The sequence below is a fragment of the Haloarcula sebkhae genome (assembly GCF_014647415.1).
In the GTDB taxonomy this organism is placed as follows: Archaea; Halobacteriota; Halobacteria; order Halobacteriales; family Haloarculaceae; genus Haloarcula; species Haloarcula sebkhae.
The window spans coordinates 272,421-289,862 of the sequence record NZ_BMPD01000003.1; the positions used below are offsets into that span (position 1 = coordinate 272,421).

General features: G+C 60.8%; 18 protein-coding genes and 1 tRNA gene. 12 read left to right on the forward strand and 7 right to left on the reverse strand.

What is annotated here, in order from left to right; all coding sequences use genetic code 11:
* Positions 1 to 24: 24 nt before the first annotated feature.
* The 4 genes from IEY38_RS11135 to IEY38_RS11150 all read right to left on the reverse strand — a co-directional run bounded on the left by IEY38_RS11135 (position 25) and on the right by IEY38_RS11150 (position 3,643).
* The gene (locus IEY38_RS11135; protein ID WP_188977800.1) at positions 25 to 813 is read right to left on the reverse strand and encodes an MOSC domain-containing protein; all 789 of its coding nucleotides are present in this window, start codon (positions 811 to 813) and stop codon (positions 25 to 27) included.
* A gap of 39 nt (positions 814 to 852) precedes the next feature.
* Entirely contained in the window at positions 853 to 1,401 is a 549-nt protein-coding gene (locus IEY38_RS11140) for a peptidylprolyl isomerase (protein ID WP_188977802.1), read from the reverse strand.
* Positions 1,402 to 1,567: 166 nt separating this feature from the next.
* A complete protein-coding gene (locus IEY38_RS11145; RefSeq protein ID WP_188977804.1) occupies positions 1,568 to 2,500 on the reverse strand; it encodes an alpha/beta fold hydrolase in 933 nt (310 codons plus the stop codon).
* Positions 2,501 to 2,557: 57 nt separating this feature from the next.
* The gene (locus tag IEY38_RS11150; protein ID WP_188977806.1) at positions 2,558 to 3,643 is read right to left on the reverse strand and encodes an anthranilate phosphoribosyltransferase; all 1,086 of its coding nucleotides are present in this window, start codon (positions 3,641 to 3,643) and stop codon (positions 2,558 to 2,560) included.
* Positions 3,644 to 3,752: 109 nt separating this feature from the next.
* Here IEY38_RS11150 and ahbB point away from each other — a divergent pair, with 109 nt between their 5' ends.
* From ahbB to mptA, 3 genes are all read left to right on the forward strand, one after another.
* Entirely contained in the window at positions 3,753 to 4,790 is a 1,038-nt protein-coding gene (gene ahbB, locus IEY38_RS11155; protein WP_188977808.1) for a siroheme decarboxylase subunit beta, read from the forward strand.
* A 73-nt stretch (positions 4,791 to 4,863) separates the two neighbouring features.
* Entirely contained in the window at positions 4,864 to 5,463 is a 600-nt protein-coding gene (locus IEY38_RS11160) for a response regulator (protein ID WP_188977809.1), read from the forward strand.
* A 96-nt stretch (positions 5,464 to 5,559) separates the two neighbouring features.
* A complete protein-coding gene (gene mptA, locus IEY38_RS11165) occupies positions 5,560 to 6,489 on the forward strand; it encodes a GTP cyclohydrolase MptA (RefSeq protein WP_188977811.1) in 930 nt (309 codons plus the stop codon).
* Between the two features lie 176 nt (positions 6,490 to 6,665).
* On the opposite strand, the gene IEY38_RS11170 is transcribed toward mptA, so the two are convergent.
* Together IEY38_RS11170 and IEY38_RS11175 are read right to left on the reverse strand one after the other, a co-directional pair.
* The gene (locus tag IEY38_RS11170; protein ID WP_005536018.1) at positions 6,666 to 7,472 is read right to left on the reverse strand and encodes a TrmB family transcriptional regulator; all 807 of its coding nucleotides are present in this window, start codon (positions 7,470 to 7,472) and stop codon (positions 6,666 to 6,668) included.
* 76 nt (positions 7,473 to 7,548) lie between these two features.
* The gene (locus IEY38_RS11175; protein ID WP_188977813.1) at positions 7,549 to 9,162 is read right to left on the reverse strand and encodes a DUF255 domain-containing protein; all 1,614 of its coding nucleotides are present in this window, start codon (positions 9,160 to 9,162) and stop codon (positions 7,549 to 7,551) included.
* Positions 9,163 to 9,243: 81 nt separating this feature from the next.
* On the opposite strand from IEY38_RS11175, the gene IEY38_RS11180 reads away from it, so the two are divergent.
* The 7 genes from IEY38_RS11180 to IEY38_RS11210 all read left to right on the forward strand — a co-directional run bounded on the left by IEY38_RS11180 (position 9,244) and on the right by IEY38_RS11210 (position 15,509).
* Positions 9,244 to 10,620, forward strand: a complete 1,377-nt coding sequence (locus IEY38_RS11180; protein ID WP_188977815.1) for a cytochrome P450 — start codon at positions 9,244 to 9,246, stop codon at positions 10,618 to 10,620.
* A 73-nt stretch (positions 10,621 to 10,693) separates the two neighbouring features.
* Positions 10,694 to 11,251, forward strand: coding sequence for an FxsA family protein (locus IEY38_RS11185; RefSeq protein WP_188977817.1), 558 nt, complete (start codon positions 10,694 to 10,696; stop codon positions 11,249 to 11,251).
* An 81-nt stretch (positions 11,252 to 11,332) separates the two neighbouring features.
* Positions 11,333 to 11,406: transfer RNA gene (locus tag IEY38_RS11190), tRNA-Ile, on the forward strand.
* A 464-nt stretch (positions 11,407 to 11,870) separates the two neighbouring features.
* Entirely contained in the window at positions 11,871 to 13,025 is a 1,155-nt protein-coding gene (locus IEY38_RS11195; RefSeq protein ID WP_188977818.1) for a glycosyltransferase family 39 protein, read from the forward strand.
* Positions 13,026 to 13,150: 125 nt separating this feature from the next.
* Positions 13,151 to 13,288, forward strand: a complete 138-nt coding sequence (locus IEY38_RS11200) for a hypothetical protein (protein WP_188977820.1) — start codon at positions 13,151 to 13,153, stop codon at positions 13,286 to 13,288.
* Positions 13,289 to 13,566: 278 nt separating this feature from the next.
* Positions 13,567 to 14,247: an IS6 family transposase gene (locus IEY38_RS11205; protein WP_188977822.1), complete on the forward strand. Its 681-nt coding sequence runs from the start codon at positions 13,567 to 13,569 to the stop codon at positions 14,245 to 14,247.
* 404 nt (positions 14,248 to 14,651) lie between these two features.
* Complete coding sequence (locus IEY38_RS11210; RefSeq protein ID WP_188977824.1) at positions 14,652 to 15,509, forward strand: hypothetical protein; 858 nt, start codon at positions 14,652 to 14,654, stop codon at positions 15,507 to 15,509.
* A gap of 145 nt (positions 15,510 to 15,654) precedes the next feature.
* Here the strand turns inward: IEY38_RS11210 and IEY38_RS11215 are convergent, their stop codons facing one another.
* Positions 15,655 to 16,083 (reverse strand): arsenate-mycothiol transferase ArsC, encoded by a 429-nt coding sequence (locus IEY38_RS11215; RefSeq protein WP_188977826.1) that lies wholly within the window; start codon positions 16,081 to 16,083, stop codon positions 15,655 to 15,657.
* A gap of 191 nt (positions 16,084 to 16,274) precedes the next feature.
* On the opposite strand from IEY38_RS11215, the gene IEY38_RS11220 reads away from it, so the two are divergent.
* A complete protein-coding gene (locus IEY38_RS11220) occupies positions 16,275 to 16,436 on the forward strand; it encodes a DUF7560 family zinc ribbon protein (protein WP_188977828.1) in 162 nt (53 codons plus the stop codon).
* 102 nt (positions 16,437 to 16,538) lie between these two features.
* Entirely contained in the window at positions 16,539 to 17,405 is an 867-nt protein-coding gene (locus IEY38_RS11225; protein ID WP_188977830.1) for a DUF4013 domain-containing protein, read from the forward strand.
* Positions 17,406 to 17,442: the final 37 nt, after the last annotated feature.

Below are 17,442 nucleotides of genomic sequence, written 5' to 3' on the forward strand. Positions count from 1 at the left end.
ATTGTCGGTCTCGCTGCCGTTCCTTCATGACGTTTCGACTGCCGGCACGACCTCGACAGCGTCTCCGACGGCAAGGTCCGAACCGCGGTCGGCCTCGGGAACGCGGGCGATGAGCATTAGCGTGTAAAAGTGATCGAAGGCGTCGCGGTCGGCCCACTCCGGAAACGTCTCTTGCCGGCGTTCGATGAACTGTTCCCGGAATTCCGGTGTTTTCTCGCCGGTGTCGGGGTCCCGCTGAGGGACCACGCAGCGACCGCAGGGAGTCACCCCTTCGAAGCGAACGCCGCCGGCCCGGAAGGCAGGAGCGTCCGCGCCGACGAAGCGGTCCTCCCAGAACGCCGGGACCCCGCCGATTTCCACGTTCGCCCGGAGTCGCCGTCGCAGCCCTTCAACGGTCACGTCGTCGAACCACGACGCTACGGTTTCCAGCGTCGCGGTGCTGATGACTGACGGCCCCATCTCCCGGCGGTCGACGTAGCCAAGCGTCTCGTCGCGCTCGACAGTCAGGTCCACACCGAAAAATTCGCTGAGCCACTCAGCAGCCCGGGTGCGCTCACCTGCATCCCGGAGTTCGAACGACGCGCTGTCGCCATCGGTGGTGACCGACAGCGTTGCCGTTTCTGCGTCGTAGTTGGTGTCGATGTCGTGGACGCGGTCGGTCCGCTTCCCGTTGACCACGTCGCCGCCGGCGTCGAACATGGCGAACTCGCGGTCGTGCGCCAGCGTCCCGCCCGGGCGGATCGATACAGATTTGCAGTCCATGCCGTCCAGCGCCTTGACGGGGTAGACGGTGAGTCGCTCGACGTGTGCCACTATCGGCTACTCGGTCGGAACGACGAAAACGTTGTGTGGTTACCGGTGAATCTCGACGGATTCGAGCAGCATCTCCTCGGTCGGCGCGTCGTTGCGGTCGGTGTCGACGCTACCGATGGACTCGACGACCTCCATCCCGTCGATGACCTTCCCGAAGACGGCGTGTTTGCCGTCGAGGTGGGGCTGAGCGTCGAGGGTAATGAAGAACTGCGAGCCGTTGGTGTTCGGGCCGCTGTTGGCCATGCTGAGGACGCCCGGACCGTCGTGGCTGAGTTCGTCGTGGAACTCGTCGTTGAAGGAGTAGCCGGGGCCGCCGCGGCCAGTGCCGGTCGGGTCGCCCATCTGGATCATGAAGTCCTCGATGATCCGATGGATGTCGATGTCGGTGTACAGCGGATCGATGCGTTTCTCGCCGGATTCTGGGTCTTCCCACGCGCCGGTTCCCGGGCCGATTTCGGTTCCGTCGTAGTCGTCGGCACCCTCAGCCAGGCCGACGAAGTTCTCGACGGTGGTCGGCACGCGCTCGTCGTACAGTTCGACTTCGATCTCGCCCTCTGTTGTATGGAGGGTCGCAGTCAGGTCACTCATACTCAATCGGAGGGAAGCCCGGCAGAAAAGCCTGCCCACTGACCGAGAGTTCAAGTACTGAAACGAGGCCATCGCCGCCATGGCTTGAGTAGCTGTCGCGTGGCGAGTCGCGGGAGTCCGACACGCCGCCACGCGAGCGAGAGTGTCGGCTGTTCGCTATACCGGGCTACGGTAGGTGTGACAGCAGCAGCTCCGACACCTGCTCGGGGGCGTCGAACTGGACCCAGTGGCTCGCCGCTGGGAGCCGCTCGACCCGACAGTCCGGAATCCATTCTTCGAGGTCCTGCGTTAGCGCGAGAGAGAGTGCGTCGTCCTGCACACCCCAGACAAGGAGCGTCGATGCTATCACCGGACGGTCGCCGACGCCGCCCTTCGTGACAGTCAGCTTCGCGTTCCGCCGGACGAGCGCCCGGTAATAGTTGACTGCGGCCGTGCGTGCGCCCGGCTGCCCGAGCGCCCGCTTGTACCGCCGCACGTCAGTCTCGGTGAACGCGTCGGGACGAGTCGGCCCGTCAGTGAGAATACGCTCCAGCATGGTGAAATCCTTCCAGCCGAGGCTGGCCTCCGGCAGCACGGGAAGCTGGAAGAACAGCACGTACCAGGACCGGAGCAGCTGGTCGACAGAGCGGCGGAGCTCTCGCTCGTACGCCGTCGGGTGGGGTGCATTCAGGACCGCGAGCTGGTCGACGACATCGGGCCGGTCGATGGCGGTCTGCCAGGCGATTACACCGCCCCAGTCGTGACCGACGACATGGGCCTGTTCGCGGTCGAGGGCTGAGACGAGGCCAGCGACATCGGCGACCAACTCGTCGATATGATACGCTGCGACGCCGTCGGGCTTGTCGGAGTGGTTGTAGCCCCGGAGATCCGGTGCGACCACGCGGTAGCCGGCGTCCGCGAGCGCCGGAATCTGATGTTTCCAGGCGTACCAGAACTCCGGAAAGCCGTGTAACAGGACGACGAGGTCACCGTCCGGCGGGCCGGCGGTCACGGTGTGGAGTCTGATACCGTTGGTACCGACCAGCTCGTGGACCCCGGGCGTCTCCGACGCGGGTACCGTCCACGCAGTGCTGTCACGAGCGCTAGCGTGTTGTCCCATCAGAACGACTTCGCCCGCTCGGTAGAAGTGGGTTCCGCTCTGCCCGCCGTCGCCGGATTAGAAGGCCCGAAGCTCGTCGAGTGTCGCCGCTGCGCTACCGTCGGCAATTGCCTCACGGGCCTGCTCAAGACCGTCCTGAATGCTATCAGCGTCCTCACGGGCATAGATGCGGAGCGCGGCGTTGAGCGCGACAGCGTCGGCGAAGCCGTCCTCGCGCTCGCCGGCCAGCACGGCCTCGGTTATCGCCGCCGACTCCTCGGCCACGTCCTCGACCTGCAGGTCCTCGCTTTCGATGTCCATTCCGTACTCGCCGGTACGGATCTCGAAGTCCGCGATGTCCTCGTCGTCGGACTCGTCGCCGGCGACGGGCCATTCGGCGACGATGGTCTCGCCGGGGCGAACGTCGTCGTAGCCCTCCATGCCCTGGAAAAACAGGGCACGCTCGACGCTGCTGGTCTCAGATTGGGTGAGCGTACGGACCATCTTCTTCGCGAAGGCCAGATGGTAGAAGCTGCCCAGATGCACGCTGGCGTTAGCCGGGTTCGCGAGCGTTTCGACAGTGTTGACGAAGGTCCGGACGCCCATGTTGTCGCGGCGCTCGAACAGGGCGTCGATGCCGGGGTTGAATTCCGGCTGATAGTAGAAGCCAAAGCCGACCTCATCGACCATGTCGGCGCTTTCGCTTGGCTCGATTTCCGTTCGGACTCCCAGTTCGTCCAGTACGTGCTTGTAGGCGTCCTGCTTCTGTGTCGGGACGCGGTCGCCGGAGTGGACGACAACGGGCGTGCCCGCGGCGGCGGCGACGACACCTGCGCCGACGCCGAGAATAGCCGACCGGCCCTTCCCGTCGTAGTTGGCCCCGCAGTCGACTGGGTCAGCGTCCGGCGTGGCTGTCTCGACTGACTCCTCGGACATCACGTCGACGTACGCACCCAGCTCTTCGGGGGTGTTGCGTTTCCAGCGGTTGGCGAGCCAGAACGCGCCGAGCGTCGTGTGATCGGGTTCGTCGCCGAGGATGCGCTGGAACGCCTCCCGGGCCTGTGTGCGGGACATATCGTCGGCCGATTTGTGACCGGAGCCGACGACTTCCGTCATGAGTCGTTTGAGCGGCCATTCGCCGTACTCCCGGGTCGCTTGCGCCATGGAAACGTGTTCGGGCCAGAGTTCAAAAGCCCCTGCGTTTCGTTCTCAATCTGTGGGAACCGACCGCCTTCCCGAAAGGGATACACGACTACGCTCCTAATCGAACACAATGAGTCTCAAGTCGGGTGAGTGGCGCGAGCAGATCGATGCGGTAGACGCTGCGCTCATCGACGAGTTCCAGAGTGACTTCCCGATTCAAGAACGTCCCTTCGAAGCTGTCGGTGACGCGCTGGAGGTCCCGGCAGGGGAAGCACTCGACCGGGTCAAAACGCTCCGCGAGGACGGTATCTTCCGTCGGTTCGGCCCGGTCCTCAATCCGCCGGTCATCGGCTCTTCGACGCTGGCTGCCGTCAGTGCCCCGGAGGACCGGTTCGACGAGGTGGCAGAGATAATCAATGGGTACCGACAGGTGAACCACAACTACGCTCGCGACCACGAGTGGAACATGTGGTTCGTTGTCACTGCAGGCTCCCGACAGCGGCGCGACGAGATCCTGTCCGATATCGAGGAGCGAACCGGCTGTTCGGTACTCGTCTTGCCGATGTTGACCGACTACTACATTGATCTGGAGTTTCCTGTTGTCAACGGTGACCGGTTCGCCCGGGAGAGTCTGGAGACGACCGACGCTACTGCGACCCGAATAAGCGAAGACGCCGCCGCGGACCTCTCGGAACTGGATCGACGGTTGTTGCTCGAAATCCAGACCGGCTTCCCGCTCGTCGCGACGCCCTACCGGGACGTGGCAGACGCTGTCGATGCCGATGTCTCCGAAGTGCTCTCGGCCATCAGGCGGCTCAAGCGAGCCGGCTGTATCAAGCGTATCGGCTGTGTCGTGAATCACATCGTCACCGGGTTCGACAACAACTGCATGGTCGTCTGGGACGTGCCGGACGACGCTCTCGACGAGCGCGGACAGGCAGTCGGCGAACTCCCCTATGTCACGCTCTGCTATCACCGGCCACGCCGCCCGGAGCAGGACTGGCAGTACAACCTCTTTACAATGATCCACGGACGCCAAGCGGACATCGTGGACGAGAAGATAGACGAACTCGCGACCGACCACCTCCCGTACGACCACGGCCGGCTGTACTCGACGGAGACGCTCAAACAGACTGGGGCACGATACGACGACATCGTCGGCCAGTAACCGTTCTCAGTCAGGGTGTCCCGGGAACGGTGGCCGGAACCCTTTTGCAATTATACTGTAAACATGCTAGCTAATGACAAAGGGTCGGCAAGCGACAATCCTCGTTGTCGACGACGAACCAGCCGTGGCCGACGTGTACGCGGACCAGTTAGGGGACCGGTACACAGTCGAGACGGCATACAGTGGTGAGGCCGCCCTTTCGAAGCTAGATTCCGCAGTCGATGTTGTCCTGTTAGACCGACGGATGCCGGACCTCTCCGGCGACGAGGTACTGTCGGCGATCCGTGAGAAACGCTACGACACGCGCGTAGCGATGGTGACCGCAGTGGACCCCGATTTCGATATCATCGAGATGCCCTTCGATGACTACGTCTTGAAACCGGTGTCGAAAGAGGACCTCTTTCAGACGATCGAACAGTTGCTCCTGTACGCCGATTACGAGGAACGCCTGCGTGAGTGCTACTCGCTCACGGCGAAATACGCTGCACTGGAATCGTCGAAACCACAGACGGTTCTCGATGAGAGTGAGGAGTTTACTGCACTGGAGGCTGAACTCGCGGAGGTCCGGGCGGAGCTTGACGAACTCACGGATTCGTTCGACGCCGCGGACTTCGAGTTACTGTTCCGGAATTTCGAGACGGACAAATCAATGCCGGACAACACGCAGCTCTGACCCGGTTCGGAGCGGGTCGTCTCTGCGGTGGCGATGCTCACGGCGACTTCCCACCCTTTCGAAAGCACTAACCGATTCTCTTCCATAGGAAGGGCAATGAGTCAGCAACTCCCGGACGTGCAGGCGTCGAGTCCGGACGTAACGGTCGGTCTCAATCGCGTCGGTGTGACGGGCGTCGAGAAACTCGTCAAGCTGGGGCGGCGCGACCGCGACCCCATCGTACTCATGGCGGAGTTCGAAGTGTTCGTGGATCTGCCGTCCTGGCGAAAGGGGGCCGACATGTCCCGCAATATGGAGGTCATCGACGAGACGCTGGAAACCGCCGTGTCCGAGGAAGCCTATCGGGTCGAGGATGTCTGTGGCGATGCCGCCGAACTCCTGCTTGAGAAGCACGATTACACGACGAAGGCGGAAGTTCGGATGGAAGCAGAGTACGTCACCCATGAGTCCACGCCGGCGTCCGAAATGGCGACACAGTCGACCGCCGACATCATCGCCTCGGCGACGGCGACCGAAGACGGGACGAGCGAGGAAATCGGCGCTCGCGTCACTGGGATGACTGTCTGCCCGTGCTCACAGGGGATGTCAGCCTCCCGCGCCCGCGAGACGCTCCAGCAGCTCAACGTCGACGACGACGTCATCGAGGAGTTCCTCGAAACCAACCCACAGGCCGGCCACTCACAGCGGGGCCACGCCACGCTCACCGTCCAGAGCGATGGCGCGCCCGAGGTTGACTTGAACGAACTCATCGAGGTCGCCCGGGATTCGATGAGCGCCCGCATCTACAACCTCGCGAAGCGGCCCGACGAGGACCACATGACCTACGAGGCCCACAAGGACGCCAAGTTCGTCGAGGACTGCGTTCGCGGGCTCGCCGAGGGCGTCGTCGACACGTTCCCGGATCTGCCCGACGATGCCGTCGTGACGATGAAACAGTCCAACGACGAGTCCATCCACCAGCACAACGCCCACGCCGAACGCGTAGCGCAGTTGGGAGATTTGCGGCAGGAAGTCAGCGAGGACTGAGCGCAGCGAAATCCTCAGAACGTCGAAGGGGCGCGAAACGCTATGTGTCCCGGTTGGAAACGCCGAAGCCGTGAGCGTAGCGACCCGTGAAACCGCTGGTAGTTTTTGTGCGTAACGATTCACTGGAAGACGGACACCGTTTGCGGCCCGATTTCTCCCCGCCTCCAGCGTTCCAACTACGGCGGCCCGACCGGTTTCGCTTCGGCCCACTGCTCTTCGAACGCCTGGCTGATATCGGCAGTGAAATCGGAGTCTTTCATGTCGATGACGCCGAAGGTTTCCTCGCGGCCAAGCGGGTGCGGGACCTCGATACAGACTTCGACCCCATCGAGTAGCTCGAACGTAGTCCTGATGTTCGGACTGGCGCGGGCGCTGTAGTTATCGTAGTGGAAGAGGCGCTCGTAGTACTCGCGGTTGGCCTCCTCCGGGAGACTTTCGAACAGGTCCGGTCGGACAAGCAGGGACACCTCGACGCCCCGTTCCAGCGCCGCTTCGAGTTCATCCACGATTCGCTCGGTGCCGGAGAGAATGTCCACCTGACGAGCGGGTGCCGAGCCGACCATGATGATCTCGTCGTCGGCGGCAGCCAGCCGTTCGAGCAGCAGGTCAAGCGAGTTGTCGGGGCCGACGGCGGCCGTCCAGAACGGTTCCTCGACGGGATCTGCCGACTCTAGCTGTGAGGAGAGGTCGTCAACGATCTCCTCGTACTGGCCGACCTTCTCCTGAAGTTCGCGCTTCTTGTCTTCGAGTAACCGATCGAGGGCCGTGTCCGGCTCGACCGCGACGTATTTCTTTGGCCGGCTGGCGGTCTGGCTGCGGACCAGATTGTACGTTTCGAGGCTGTTTAGCACATCGTAGATGCGGCCCATCGGCACGTCGCTGGCCCGCGACAGCTCCTTTGCCGTTGTCGGTCCTGTTTCCAGGAGTGACCGGTATGCTCTGGCTTCATATTCGGAGAGTCCGAGATCTCTGAGACTGGACATACCCATACATCAGGGTACGTGTGCAAAAACTTGTCGGGGGTTTACCGTTTGTCCACGTTTGCGGCCGTTGTTCGTGTCAGCGCTCGCCAGTTAGCGAGGCTTCGAGGTCGCCCGGCGTCGTCCCCTCGGCGACGATCGCGTCCCCGTCGAGGAGCCGTGCTGTGCCGTCGCCGTCCGGCTCCGGAACAACGGTGGTCTCGTGGTCGGCCAGCCGTAGCGCCGCACGGTGGAGGTCCGTTCCGGCTTCGGTGCCAACCGTGAGCGTCTGTGGCTGCTGAAGACGGGCTGCGACGCCGGCGTAGCCGGCGACCTCGACGCCCATCCGTTCAGCTGCGCCAGCGAAGGACTCGACGGCCGAAAGTGCTGCGTTACGGTATCGATCCTCGCCAGTGAGTGCTGCGAGGTCGACCAGCGCGTCGGCCAGTTCCACCGTCGCGTCGAGCGGGTGGAGCGAGTGGTCACAGAGCCCAGCGCCGCTGGTGGGACCATCGCGGAACGCACCGCCGTCCTGCTGGCGGTTTTCGATTGTCCAGTCTGCGATAGCTTCGGCTGGCCCCGGCTCACCGAGGACCTGCCAGCTCGTCGTCAGGCCCTGGAGGAGCTGGGCCTGGTCCAACAGCAGCCCGGTGTCGCTGTCCGCGCCGTCGTAGTGGGCGACCTCGCCGCCGTCGACAAGCGATTCACAGACGGCGTCCCGCGCGCGACTGGCGTACTGCTGTGCGCGCTCGTCGTCGGTGTAGGCAGCGACCCACAGCAGGGCATCGATTGCGAGCCCGTTACGGTCGGCGAACACCGTCTCGTCGACGTTCGGAGACACTGTGCCTTCGCGCTCGGTCGGCTCTAGGCGGTAGTACTCGTCCGACCCGGCCTGGCTCGCGGCGAACGCGTCGCCGGCCCACAGCGTCGTTGTGAGGTAATCGACGGTCCGCTGTGCGGCGTCCCGGTACGCTTCAGTCCCGGTGTACCGGTAGCCGTGAGCGAACGCCCGGACCAGAGCGGCGTTCTCGTCCAGTAGCTTCTCTCTGCGGGGATTCCCCCAGCTACGCTCCGTCGAGTACCGGAAGAAGCCGCCATCGTAGGTGTCGAGCAGGTGTGTCCGGATCGCTTCCAGCGTCCGGGTGGCCTGGTCTCGCGCACGGACGAGAGCGAACTCCACGGTCCGCGGAAGCGGAAACTTCACGTCGGTTCCCCAGCCGCCGAACTCGTCGTCGAACGCGCCGAGCAGTTGCTCGATCATATGCTCCTCGATGCGTGATCGGAGGTCGCCAGCCGGCGGGGATTCGTCCTGTAGCTGCCGGGGAATCGAGCCCGCCGCTGCGCCCTGTGCGTCCCACGACTCCCGAACGGAGTCCAGAATACCGCGGAACCCGTCCGGCCCGAGGAACGTCGCGCCGGTGATGACCTCACCCTCAGGGGTGAGAAACACCGTCGACGGGAACCCGCCCATCGTGTACCGCTCTCGGACGCGTGGATTGCGATCAGCGTCGACGCGGACTGGGACGAACCCGTCGTTGATGTTCGCCGCGATGCGCGGTTCACCGAACGTGCCCCGGTCCATCGCCCGACATTCCGCGCTCCACGGAACCGTCAGCGCCAGCAGTACTGGCTTCCCCGACTCGGCGGCGTCGTCGAAGGGGGCTGTGCCCCACTCGCGCCACTCGACCTTCGTGTCGCGTGCGTATTCGTCCATACCGGGTGTGGGCGGTGGGCGTACAAAGGCCCTCTCACTCTCGGCGAAAGACCGATTGGGGGCGCGGTCCAAGCGTGGGCGATGGATACCCAGCAGGCGATTCGCGAAACCCGGGAACCGGTCACGCCGGGCGACCGGCCGCCCCGTCTCGGCCGCGTCCCGTTCATCGACAACACCGCCGCGATGTTGCGTGACCCGCTCGGGTTCTATGACCGCGCCGGTGCTCACGAGGCCGACGTGGTAGGGTACAGCGTCGCCGGGACGACGGGCTGTTTCGTCTGCCATCCCGATCTGGTCGAGCAGGTGCTGGTAACCGATGCCGACGCCTACGAGAAGGGACAACTTCTTCAGGACACCCTCGGTCAGTTCATCGGCGAGGGGCTGTTCCTGCTGGAGGGCGAGGAATGGCAGCGCCAGCGGACGGCGCTCCAGCCAGCGTTCTACCGGGAGCGAATCACTGCCTACGGCGACACGATGACCGAGTTCGCCGATCGGACGGCGGCGGGCTGGAGCGACGGCCAGCGTCTCGACGTACTCCCACATATGCAGTCGCTGACGCTGAACATTCTCGGCAAGACACTGTTAGACGTGGATATCGAGACCACTGCGGACGCGCTGGAACCGCTACTCGACGCGTTACGCAAGCGACTGGACCCGCGGTCGCTGTCGGCGTACCTCCCGCTGTGGGTCCCGACGGCGACGAACCGCGCTGTCAACAGCTCGCTGGCCGAGTTCCAGTCCACGCTCGACGACGTTATCGCTGCCCGCCAGCGTGAAGACGAGAACGCTCGCGAGGCGCGCGACGACGTACTTTCCCTGCTGCTCTCGCTCGATGACGAGACGATGGACCGCGAGCGACTGGGTCACCAGCTCCTTACTTTTCTCGTCGCCGGCCACGACACGACGGCGCTGACCCTCACGTATGCCTGGTTCCTGCTGGCGAACAACCCCGAGTGCCAGCAGCGCCTGCACGAGGAACTCGACGCGACGCTGGGGAACAGCCAGCCGACGCCTGAGGACCTGTTCGACCTGCCGTATCTCGATGCGGTGCTGAACGAAGTCCTGCGGCTGTATCCGCCCGCGTTCACGGTGTTTCGACAACCGACGGAGCCGGTGACTCTCGGCGGATACGAGCTCTCGACGGACGCCCAGCTCACCCTCCCGCAGTGGCTCGTCCACCGGGACAAACGCTGGTATGATGCGCCCGACGCGTTCCGCCCTGAACGGTGGGATGACGACCTCGAAGCGTCCCTCCCGGACTACGCCTACTACCCCTTTGGTGGCGGCCCGCGCCACTGCATCGGAATGCGTTTTGCCCGGATGGAGGCCAAACTCGCCCTGGCAACCATCGCCCAACAGTACGCCGTCGAAGCGGTCACCGAACCGCCGCTCTCGCTGGCGATGCAGATTACGCTGAGTCCCACAGAACCGATCGAAGTCCGACTGCGGGAGCGCTGACCCGCGCCCTCGGCGGTCGACAGCCCGGTCCCGCTCTCGAAAGGCGTTTGGGGGCGGGCCTGCAAGCAGTCGTATGCTCCGGGTCATCGGGCTATTGCTGCTCATCCCGCTGTTCGACATCGTGTTGCTGGTGACGGTCGCGATACCGTTCCTCGGCCCTTACGTGACGGTCGCCCTCGTCGTCCTGACGGCACTGATCGGCATGCTGCTGGTCCGTGCCGAAGGCCGTGCGACGCTTCGGAAGATCCAACAGCGGCTCGCCGTTGGTGAACTCCCGACCGACGAACTCATCGACGGTGGCCTCCTCATCGCCGCCGGCGCGTTCTTCCTCACTCCCGGCCTGGTGACGGACTTCGTCGGCCTCCTGCTCGCGGTGCCGTTCACCCGGTACCCCGTCCGCGCCGCCACGCGTCGCTGGGTCGTCCAGCCGTACGTCGACGCCAAGACCGGTGGCTTCGCCAGCGGTCAAGTGTATGTTGGCGGCTTCCCTGACGACGAAAACGGCCCAGCTGGCCCCGGTCCGACTGGCTCAGAGGGTGGCCCTAGTTCGGGCTCTGGTTCCGGTCCCGGCACCTCCTTCGACCCAGACGAAGCCACTGACGTCGACTTCGACGACAGCGACGAAAACTGAAGCCCTGACGCGGTTTCACATCCCCAACCGGCCGCGAAACGTTACCCTTTTCAATACCCCTCGGGTACAAACGAATGCGTTGGGCCAATAGCTCAATCAGGTTGAGCGCTCGGCTGATAACCGGGAGGTTCGCGGTTCAAATCCGCGTTGGCCCACTCCCTTTCCGGGCTGTCTCCAGCCCACTCGAATCTGTATTTACAGGCATGAGATACTTTTTCGCCAGTCTCAAAAAAGGGCTAATAAGGGTCGTTCTGAGTAATTTGTAAGGATCCTTGCGGACCCCGACGCAGTCCAGCGTTCAATATGACTCAAGCCCGCAAGCGACGGCCAGACCTCCTACCCTGCCCACCTCACCCACCAACTCCAGCAAGGACCGGCCTACTCCAATCGTGGGTCGCTTTGTAGCCACCCGTCATTGAGGCGTCAATCTCGCGAGCTGCCTCAACTCAACACTGTACGTTCCATGTGGCGACCGAATGACCGTCTTTTCTCTTTCTAATGGTTAGAAAAAGATAGTGATACTCGTAGGGCCCAGTCAATGAAACCGTGGCTGACTATTGAAAATAGCTTTAGTAGCATCTCGGCACTTTTTAAACCCGGGCTGAGAGAGTGGATGTTAATGAATATTGAGTCGCTTGAACGTTCTCTGTTGAACCGACGATCGTTACACAGAGATTGGTTGGTCATATTTATACTGGCTCTGACTGCAAGGCTTGCCGACTGGTTTCTTCGGGGGACACGGGTCGTGGGCGATGCGACTACAGCGCGCAGAATTTGTAACGAACTGTCAGTATCGACACTTATAACTACCAACCACAGGATTATATACTCCGGATTCCAGTTACCATACTGTGCTTTTTTGAGGATCCCTGGGACAAGTGTGGATCTGTGGATATTCCTGCAGATTCTACTGTCGGCGGCAAGCTGTATCTTAATATATGAAACGGGGAGGCTACTAGTCAGTAGAAATGCAGGTTTGATTGGTGGGCTGTTGTTCGCTGTTATATGGCAAGTGTTTAAATGGAACGTCAGGCCGCAATCCGAACCGCTCTTTGCGATTATTGGTGCTGTTGTGTTGTGGCGGCTAGCAGTATATGACCAGTATCCGACCCACCGAAATCAGGTATTGGCGCTGATACCGCTTCTCTGGCTAGCCATAACGCGCCCGAACGGGTTAGCGATAATTCTCGGATATTTGTTACTCGATACGATATTTGTATCCGACCGATGGAGGATTAACGTGTTTCCGTACCGGTACCTAAATCTATTCATTATTTTGTGTGTGGGTATTTTAGCGGTATTCCGACTGTTCGCCTTTGATGGTGTGTCGATGATGGAGCGGCTTGCAAAAGGACTGATCGTTACAGGTCATATCTATTACGAATACACGCCCACAGCAGCGAGTCGTCTGCCGGAGTTTCTGCTGCTCAATTCCCATCATATTGCTATAATAATAATATTGAGAGTTCTCTGGTTCTTTTCCCCAATTCTCCCAGCGTGGTCGGTACCACATATCATCATTGGACTGGCCACAGTGTTACCGGTGAACGTCGGAGGGATAATCGGTGGCTACAGAGCACTTATGCACGATAGTAACGTATTTAAATATTGGGGCGTGCCGGTTCTGATGGCGCTCCTGTTACGAACGATTGCATGGGTTCCCGGAGGACGCAACTGGTTCAGTATAAGCGCGGTGTGTTTATCACTGCTCACTGGGTACTTGCTTCACTCCAAGCTACCAAGCATATACTGTGCTGTGATGAACGGGGAGTAGAGCGCCCACGCGGCATACTGTTTTACTGAGTGTGTTCTGATTATAACACGACCTGAAAATTGATTGCGTTTTTGTCCACTAAAGTCATAATTTATTTACTAATGCCCGTGAATTTCTCCGATATCATGACAGAAGCAGACTTCGATACCAGACTGATGGCGAGGGCTGGAGACTATCTGCTTGACCGAAACGAGCCGGTGGTCCCAAAAGACAGCTTCGACCACCATCTCATCGGCTCCGTCAGTTCCCTCTCCGATAGCTGACTCCCTGCACTCTTTAGACTACACTCGCCGTAGCACCACTCCGTCCGTAGTAGGTCGCATACGCTCGCACAAGGTCGTCGGTCCGAAGCGCTTGTCACAGCGATCGCAGATATGACCCGATCGAACTCCGTTAAGCGCCTTAGCAGGATTCGACTGGCTCTCATCTCTCATCTCAGCGGCGGGATTCGGTTCCTCGAAGCCGCACGATAACACAGCCAGCAAAGCACTGTCTAGTTGAGCGAGTTTGAGAAGCGAGGAGGTCGTAGCGAGAAGTGCTCATGCAACTCGCAGACCTCCTCAGAGAAACGTTAGATGAGGACAATCAATACGTTTGGGAGAACGAGCGCACTCCGACACCCGTCCGGCGGTTTGGGGTGCGTCTCCATACTGCGGGGCTGTCGATCAGGGAGACGGTCGCTATCTCAGATCTGCTGGGTGTCGATCTCTCTCACGGGGCGGTCTGGAACTGGGTGCATACACTGTCTGAAGCACAGAGCGACCCGCCGACGCCCCAGCCGTCGCGGGTCGCGGTCGACGAGAAACAAATCACGGTTGACGGCGAAAAGAAGTGGTTGTACGCCGCTGTCGACACCGACTCAAAGCTACTACTTGAAGTCGACGTGTTCAGCCGCCGCGGGACTGACCCCGCGGCGGCGTCCCTGCACCGGCTCACTCAGAAACACGATGTCGCCGAAACAGAGTTTCTCGTCGATGCTGGCGGCTATCTGACTGCCCTTGCCCGCCGTGAATTGAGTGGTCGACTCGACTATCGGACTCGGAACCACATCGAAAAATGGTTCCTGACTATGACCATGCGAATTGACCGCTTTCGCTCCTCCTGGAGGGGCAGTCAATCAAGCGCGAAACAGTGGTTACGGCGCTTTAGGAACCATTATAATCACGAACGCCCGAGCCAAGCTCTTGACGGAAAAACGCCAGCTGAGGATATCCAGAACTAGACAGTGCCACTCTTTAGAAAGCTGAGGACCAGGCTCACTGGGCCGCTAAACACCATCTTCGGAACACCTCTTGACAGGAGATATCTGACTCTCCGTGTTGGACAGCGTGAAATGTGGCACTCAATACACACTTATTTGTCTTGTTTCAGTGTACCGCCCTACACAACCTGATTTCTATATCATATAGGCAATCACTTGTATTTTCAGAGAATCGAAACATTCGGTCGATGCTATAGGTAGATTTCGCCGGCCGTCTGGTTCGATTTGAGGACAGCAGGTCACGTCCGCGACCGTTGCTAGCTTCCTCACAGCTATACTTTGTTTATGCCATCGACGCTCGGACGCGAAGCAGTCAGGGAAACCGACCCGGAAAGCTTTCCTTCTGGTTGTCTGTCAGTAGTTGTATGCGACGACGCCAGTTCCTTGCAAGTGGAACAGCCCTCCTCTCGGTCGCTGTCGCCGGCTGTGGTCATCCCTCCGTCGTGCTGGACATGGACAACGCGACAGCGGCCGATATCGCCGACGAAGTTTCGATGTCGCCCGGCCCCGAGTCGACGGAGTACACGGTCGCTTCGGAGGCCATCGAAAACGGCTCTACGACGCGCCGAGGGCGACACGAGCTGTTCGACCAGATTGATACCGTCCGGATCGACGATGCCTTCTACGACGTTTCGGAGACGGCACTCGAGAGTAGCGACGTGACGGTGTACGAGGTACGGATCGATTTCGATCCGGATGATTCGACGGCTGAGATCGGCGAAATCGCCTACGAGGAGCTACCGGCGGTAGACCGCCAGCGCCTTGACCCGATCATTTCGGACGACGACCCGCCCAGCGGGGACGGGTACGACGTGGGTGTCGGGTACGGCACTGCCGAGGAAGTGGGGAACGGCTCGGTGTTCGTTCCCGAGCAGCAGTACGATATTATCGTCCACGACGGCGACCGCTACCGGGTGACGGTCAGCACACGAACGACGACGGAGACCGAATACCGATACGAGGCGACGGAAGTCGCGTCGGGTGTCAACTCGTTTGCTGACCAGATTCGAGACCAGTACTTGTTCACCCTCTCAGGCCTCTCCGAAGCCGAACGTGAAGTGGTTGAAGAAGCAATTGATGGCGGGTACTTTGAGGATAACGAAGCCTTCCAGTCCGTTACCGACCGCATCCGGGAGCACGAGGGAATCGAGGTCACGGACAGCTATGGGACGTGGCTTCTGGCCTACGAACAGGTCGAGTATCTCACGTACGTTGAGTGGTAGTCTGCTGTCAAGGGCTGAGGCTATTCGGCCGATGCGTCGGACCGCTCTAACTTCAGCGTCTGCAGCAGGTATCGGTTATAGTAGCTACTGAAATTCAATCTACACCAGATCGCACGAGAGCAGTGCGCTCAGTGCGTAAATCGTTTCAATTGGTACTGCTGTCGGTGAACTCGTCGAACAGGTCGGCGACACGCTTCTCGATCTCATCTCGGGTTTCCCGGACCTGTTCGATTGGCTGTCCGTGCGGGTCCTCTAGCGCCCAGTCGCGCACTGCGACATCGGCGTCGAGTTCGAGCGTCGAACACCCCATTGTCGCAACGACAGTACACTCGTTGAGTTCGTCGTCCGAAACCGCTTGTGGGGCCCGGTCAGAGAGGTCGATGCCGAGTTCATCCATCGCATCGACGACCCCCGGATGCACTTCGTCCGCGGGGTCTGTGCCGCCCGTCAGGATTTCGACCGCATCTTCAAGTCCGCGACGGGTACGCTCCCGCTCGGCAAACGCTGTGGACATCTGGCTTCGGCCCGCGTTCTGGACGCAGACGAACCCGAACTTCAGCGGCGTATCAGTCATCGTGTAAGCGTACCGAGCGAGTGGAATAATCCTTCCTAAGACAGCTATTGTGGGCTATATATCTGATATCCTCCATCGTACGGCAGTAGCGGTTGGCGAGCTGACCCGCGAGCGGGACGTTCCTACGTACGTATAGCCCCTCCACATTGAGGGGGCAGTTCCTTCGTCTATCCAAGTCCGTGCCTGAATACATGCCGGAGTACCGCTTCACATGCCCGAACTGTGGTGCGTGTGCAACGGTCGACGATGGCGTCCGGAAGCGCCTGTTGGTCGTTGGATGCCCGGTTTGTGCCGAAGAAGTCGACGACCCGGCGTTTGTCGAGGTTCCGCCACACAGCACCGATCGAACCTGAGCCACGCCGTTGCCTGTACTGAACTGGTCCAAGAACTGGGATGTCTGGCTCGTTTTCAATTATTACACAACTTATTTGAACCTATCTTAAGACTGACTGAACATGATAGAGGACGCACTTCGCTATCAGACCCAGGGCGATGACTGGGCCAAACGCGTCGCACTCGGTGGGGTTGTACTGTTTTTCGGCTTTTTGCTCGTTCCATTGTTCACGTTCCAGGGATATATGCTCGAAGTAATGCGCCGTGTCCTCAGGGGTGAGACTGACACGCCGCCAGCCTGGGACGAACTGGATCTGGTCGACATCACCGTTGACGGGGTCCGACATACGGTCGTCGTTATTGGATACGGTTTGCTGCTCACTCTCGCGCTTGCCATCCCGGGCCTGCTGGTGATCGGCGGTGGACTCGGCGGCTCGGAGGGGTTGCTGCTCGTCGGTTTTCTCGTCGCTGCTTTGCTCTACTTTATCGGAGTTCTTGCAATGGCAGTGATACTACCCGTTGCGACAGGGAACTTCGTTCGGGCTGACAGTATCGCTGCGGGCTTTGACCGTGATGTTCTCTCGTCTGTCGGGACAAGTCGAACAATGCTGATGGCCGTGGTGATGGCGTTTGCGGTCAACATCCTCGTCTCCGTTGGAGCGACCGTCTTGGGATTCACGATTATTGGCTACCTCGCCGTTCCGTTCCTCGCGTTCGTTGGCCAGTCCGCGATCATGTATATCTGGGGGCGTGGTTTCGCGGACGCATACGAGGAGGCGTACGGCGAACCGCCGCTCACACCCACCACTTCGACCGGCGGGACACACGGGTCCGGTCCATCCACGGCAGGGATCACCTCGGGTGTGAACGATCCGGGGAGTGATAGTTACGCCGACGATTCGGGCCGGAGCGACGACGCCGACGATAGCGGATTCGGCACCTCAGCCTGGGACGATACCGGTGACAGTGACAGCGGACGACGCCGATAACGGTTGCTGGACACAGGTCGTTTATCACAACGTGAAG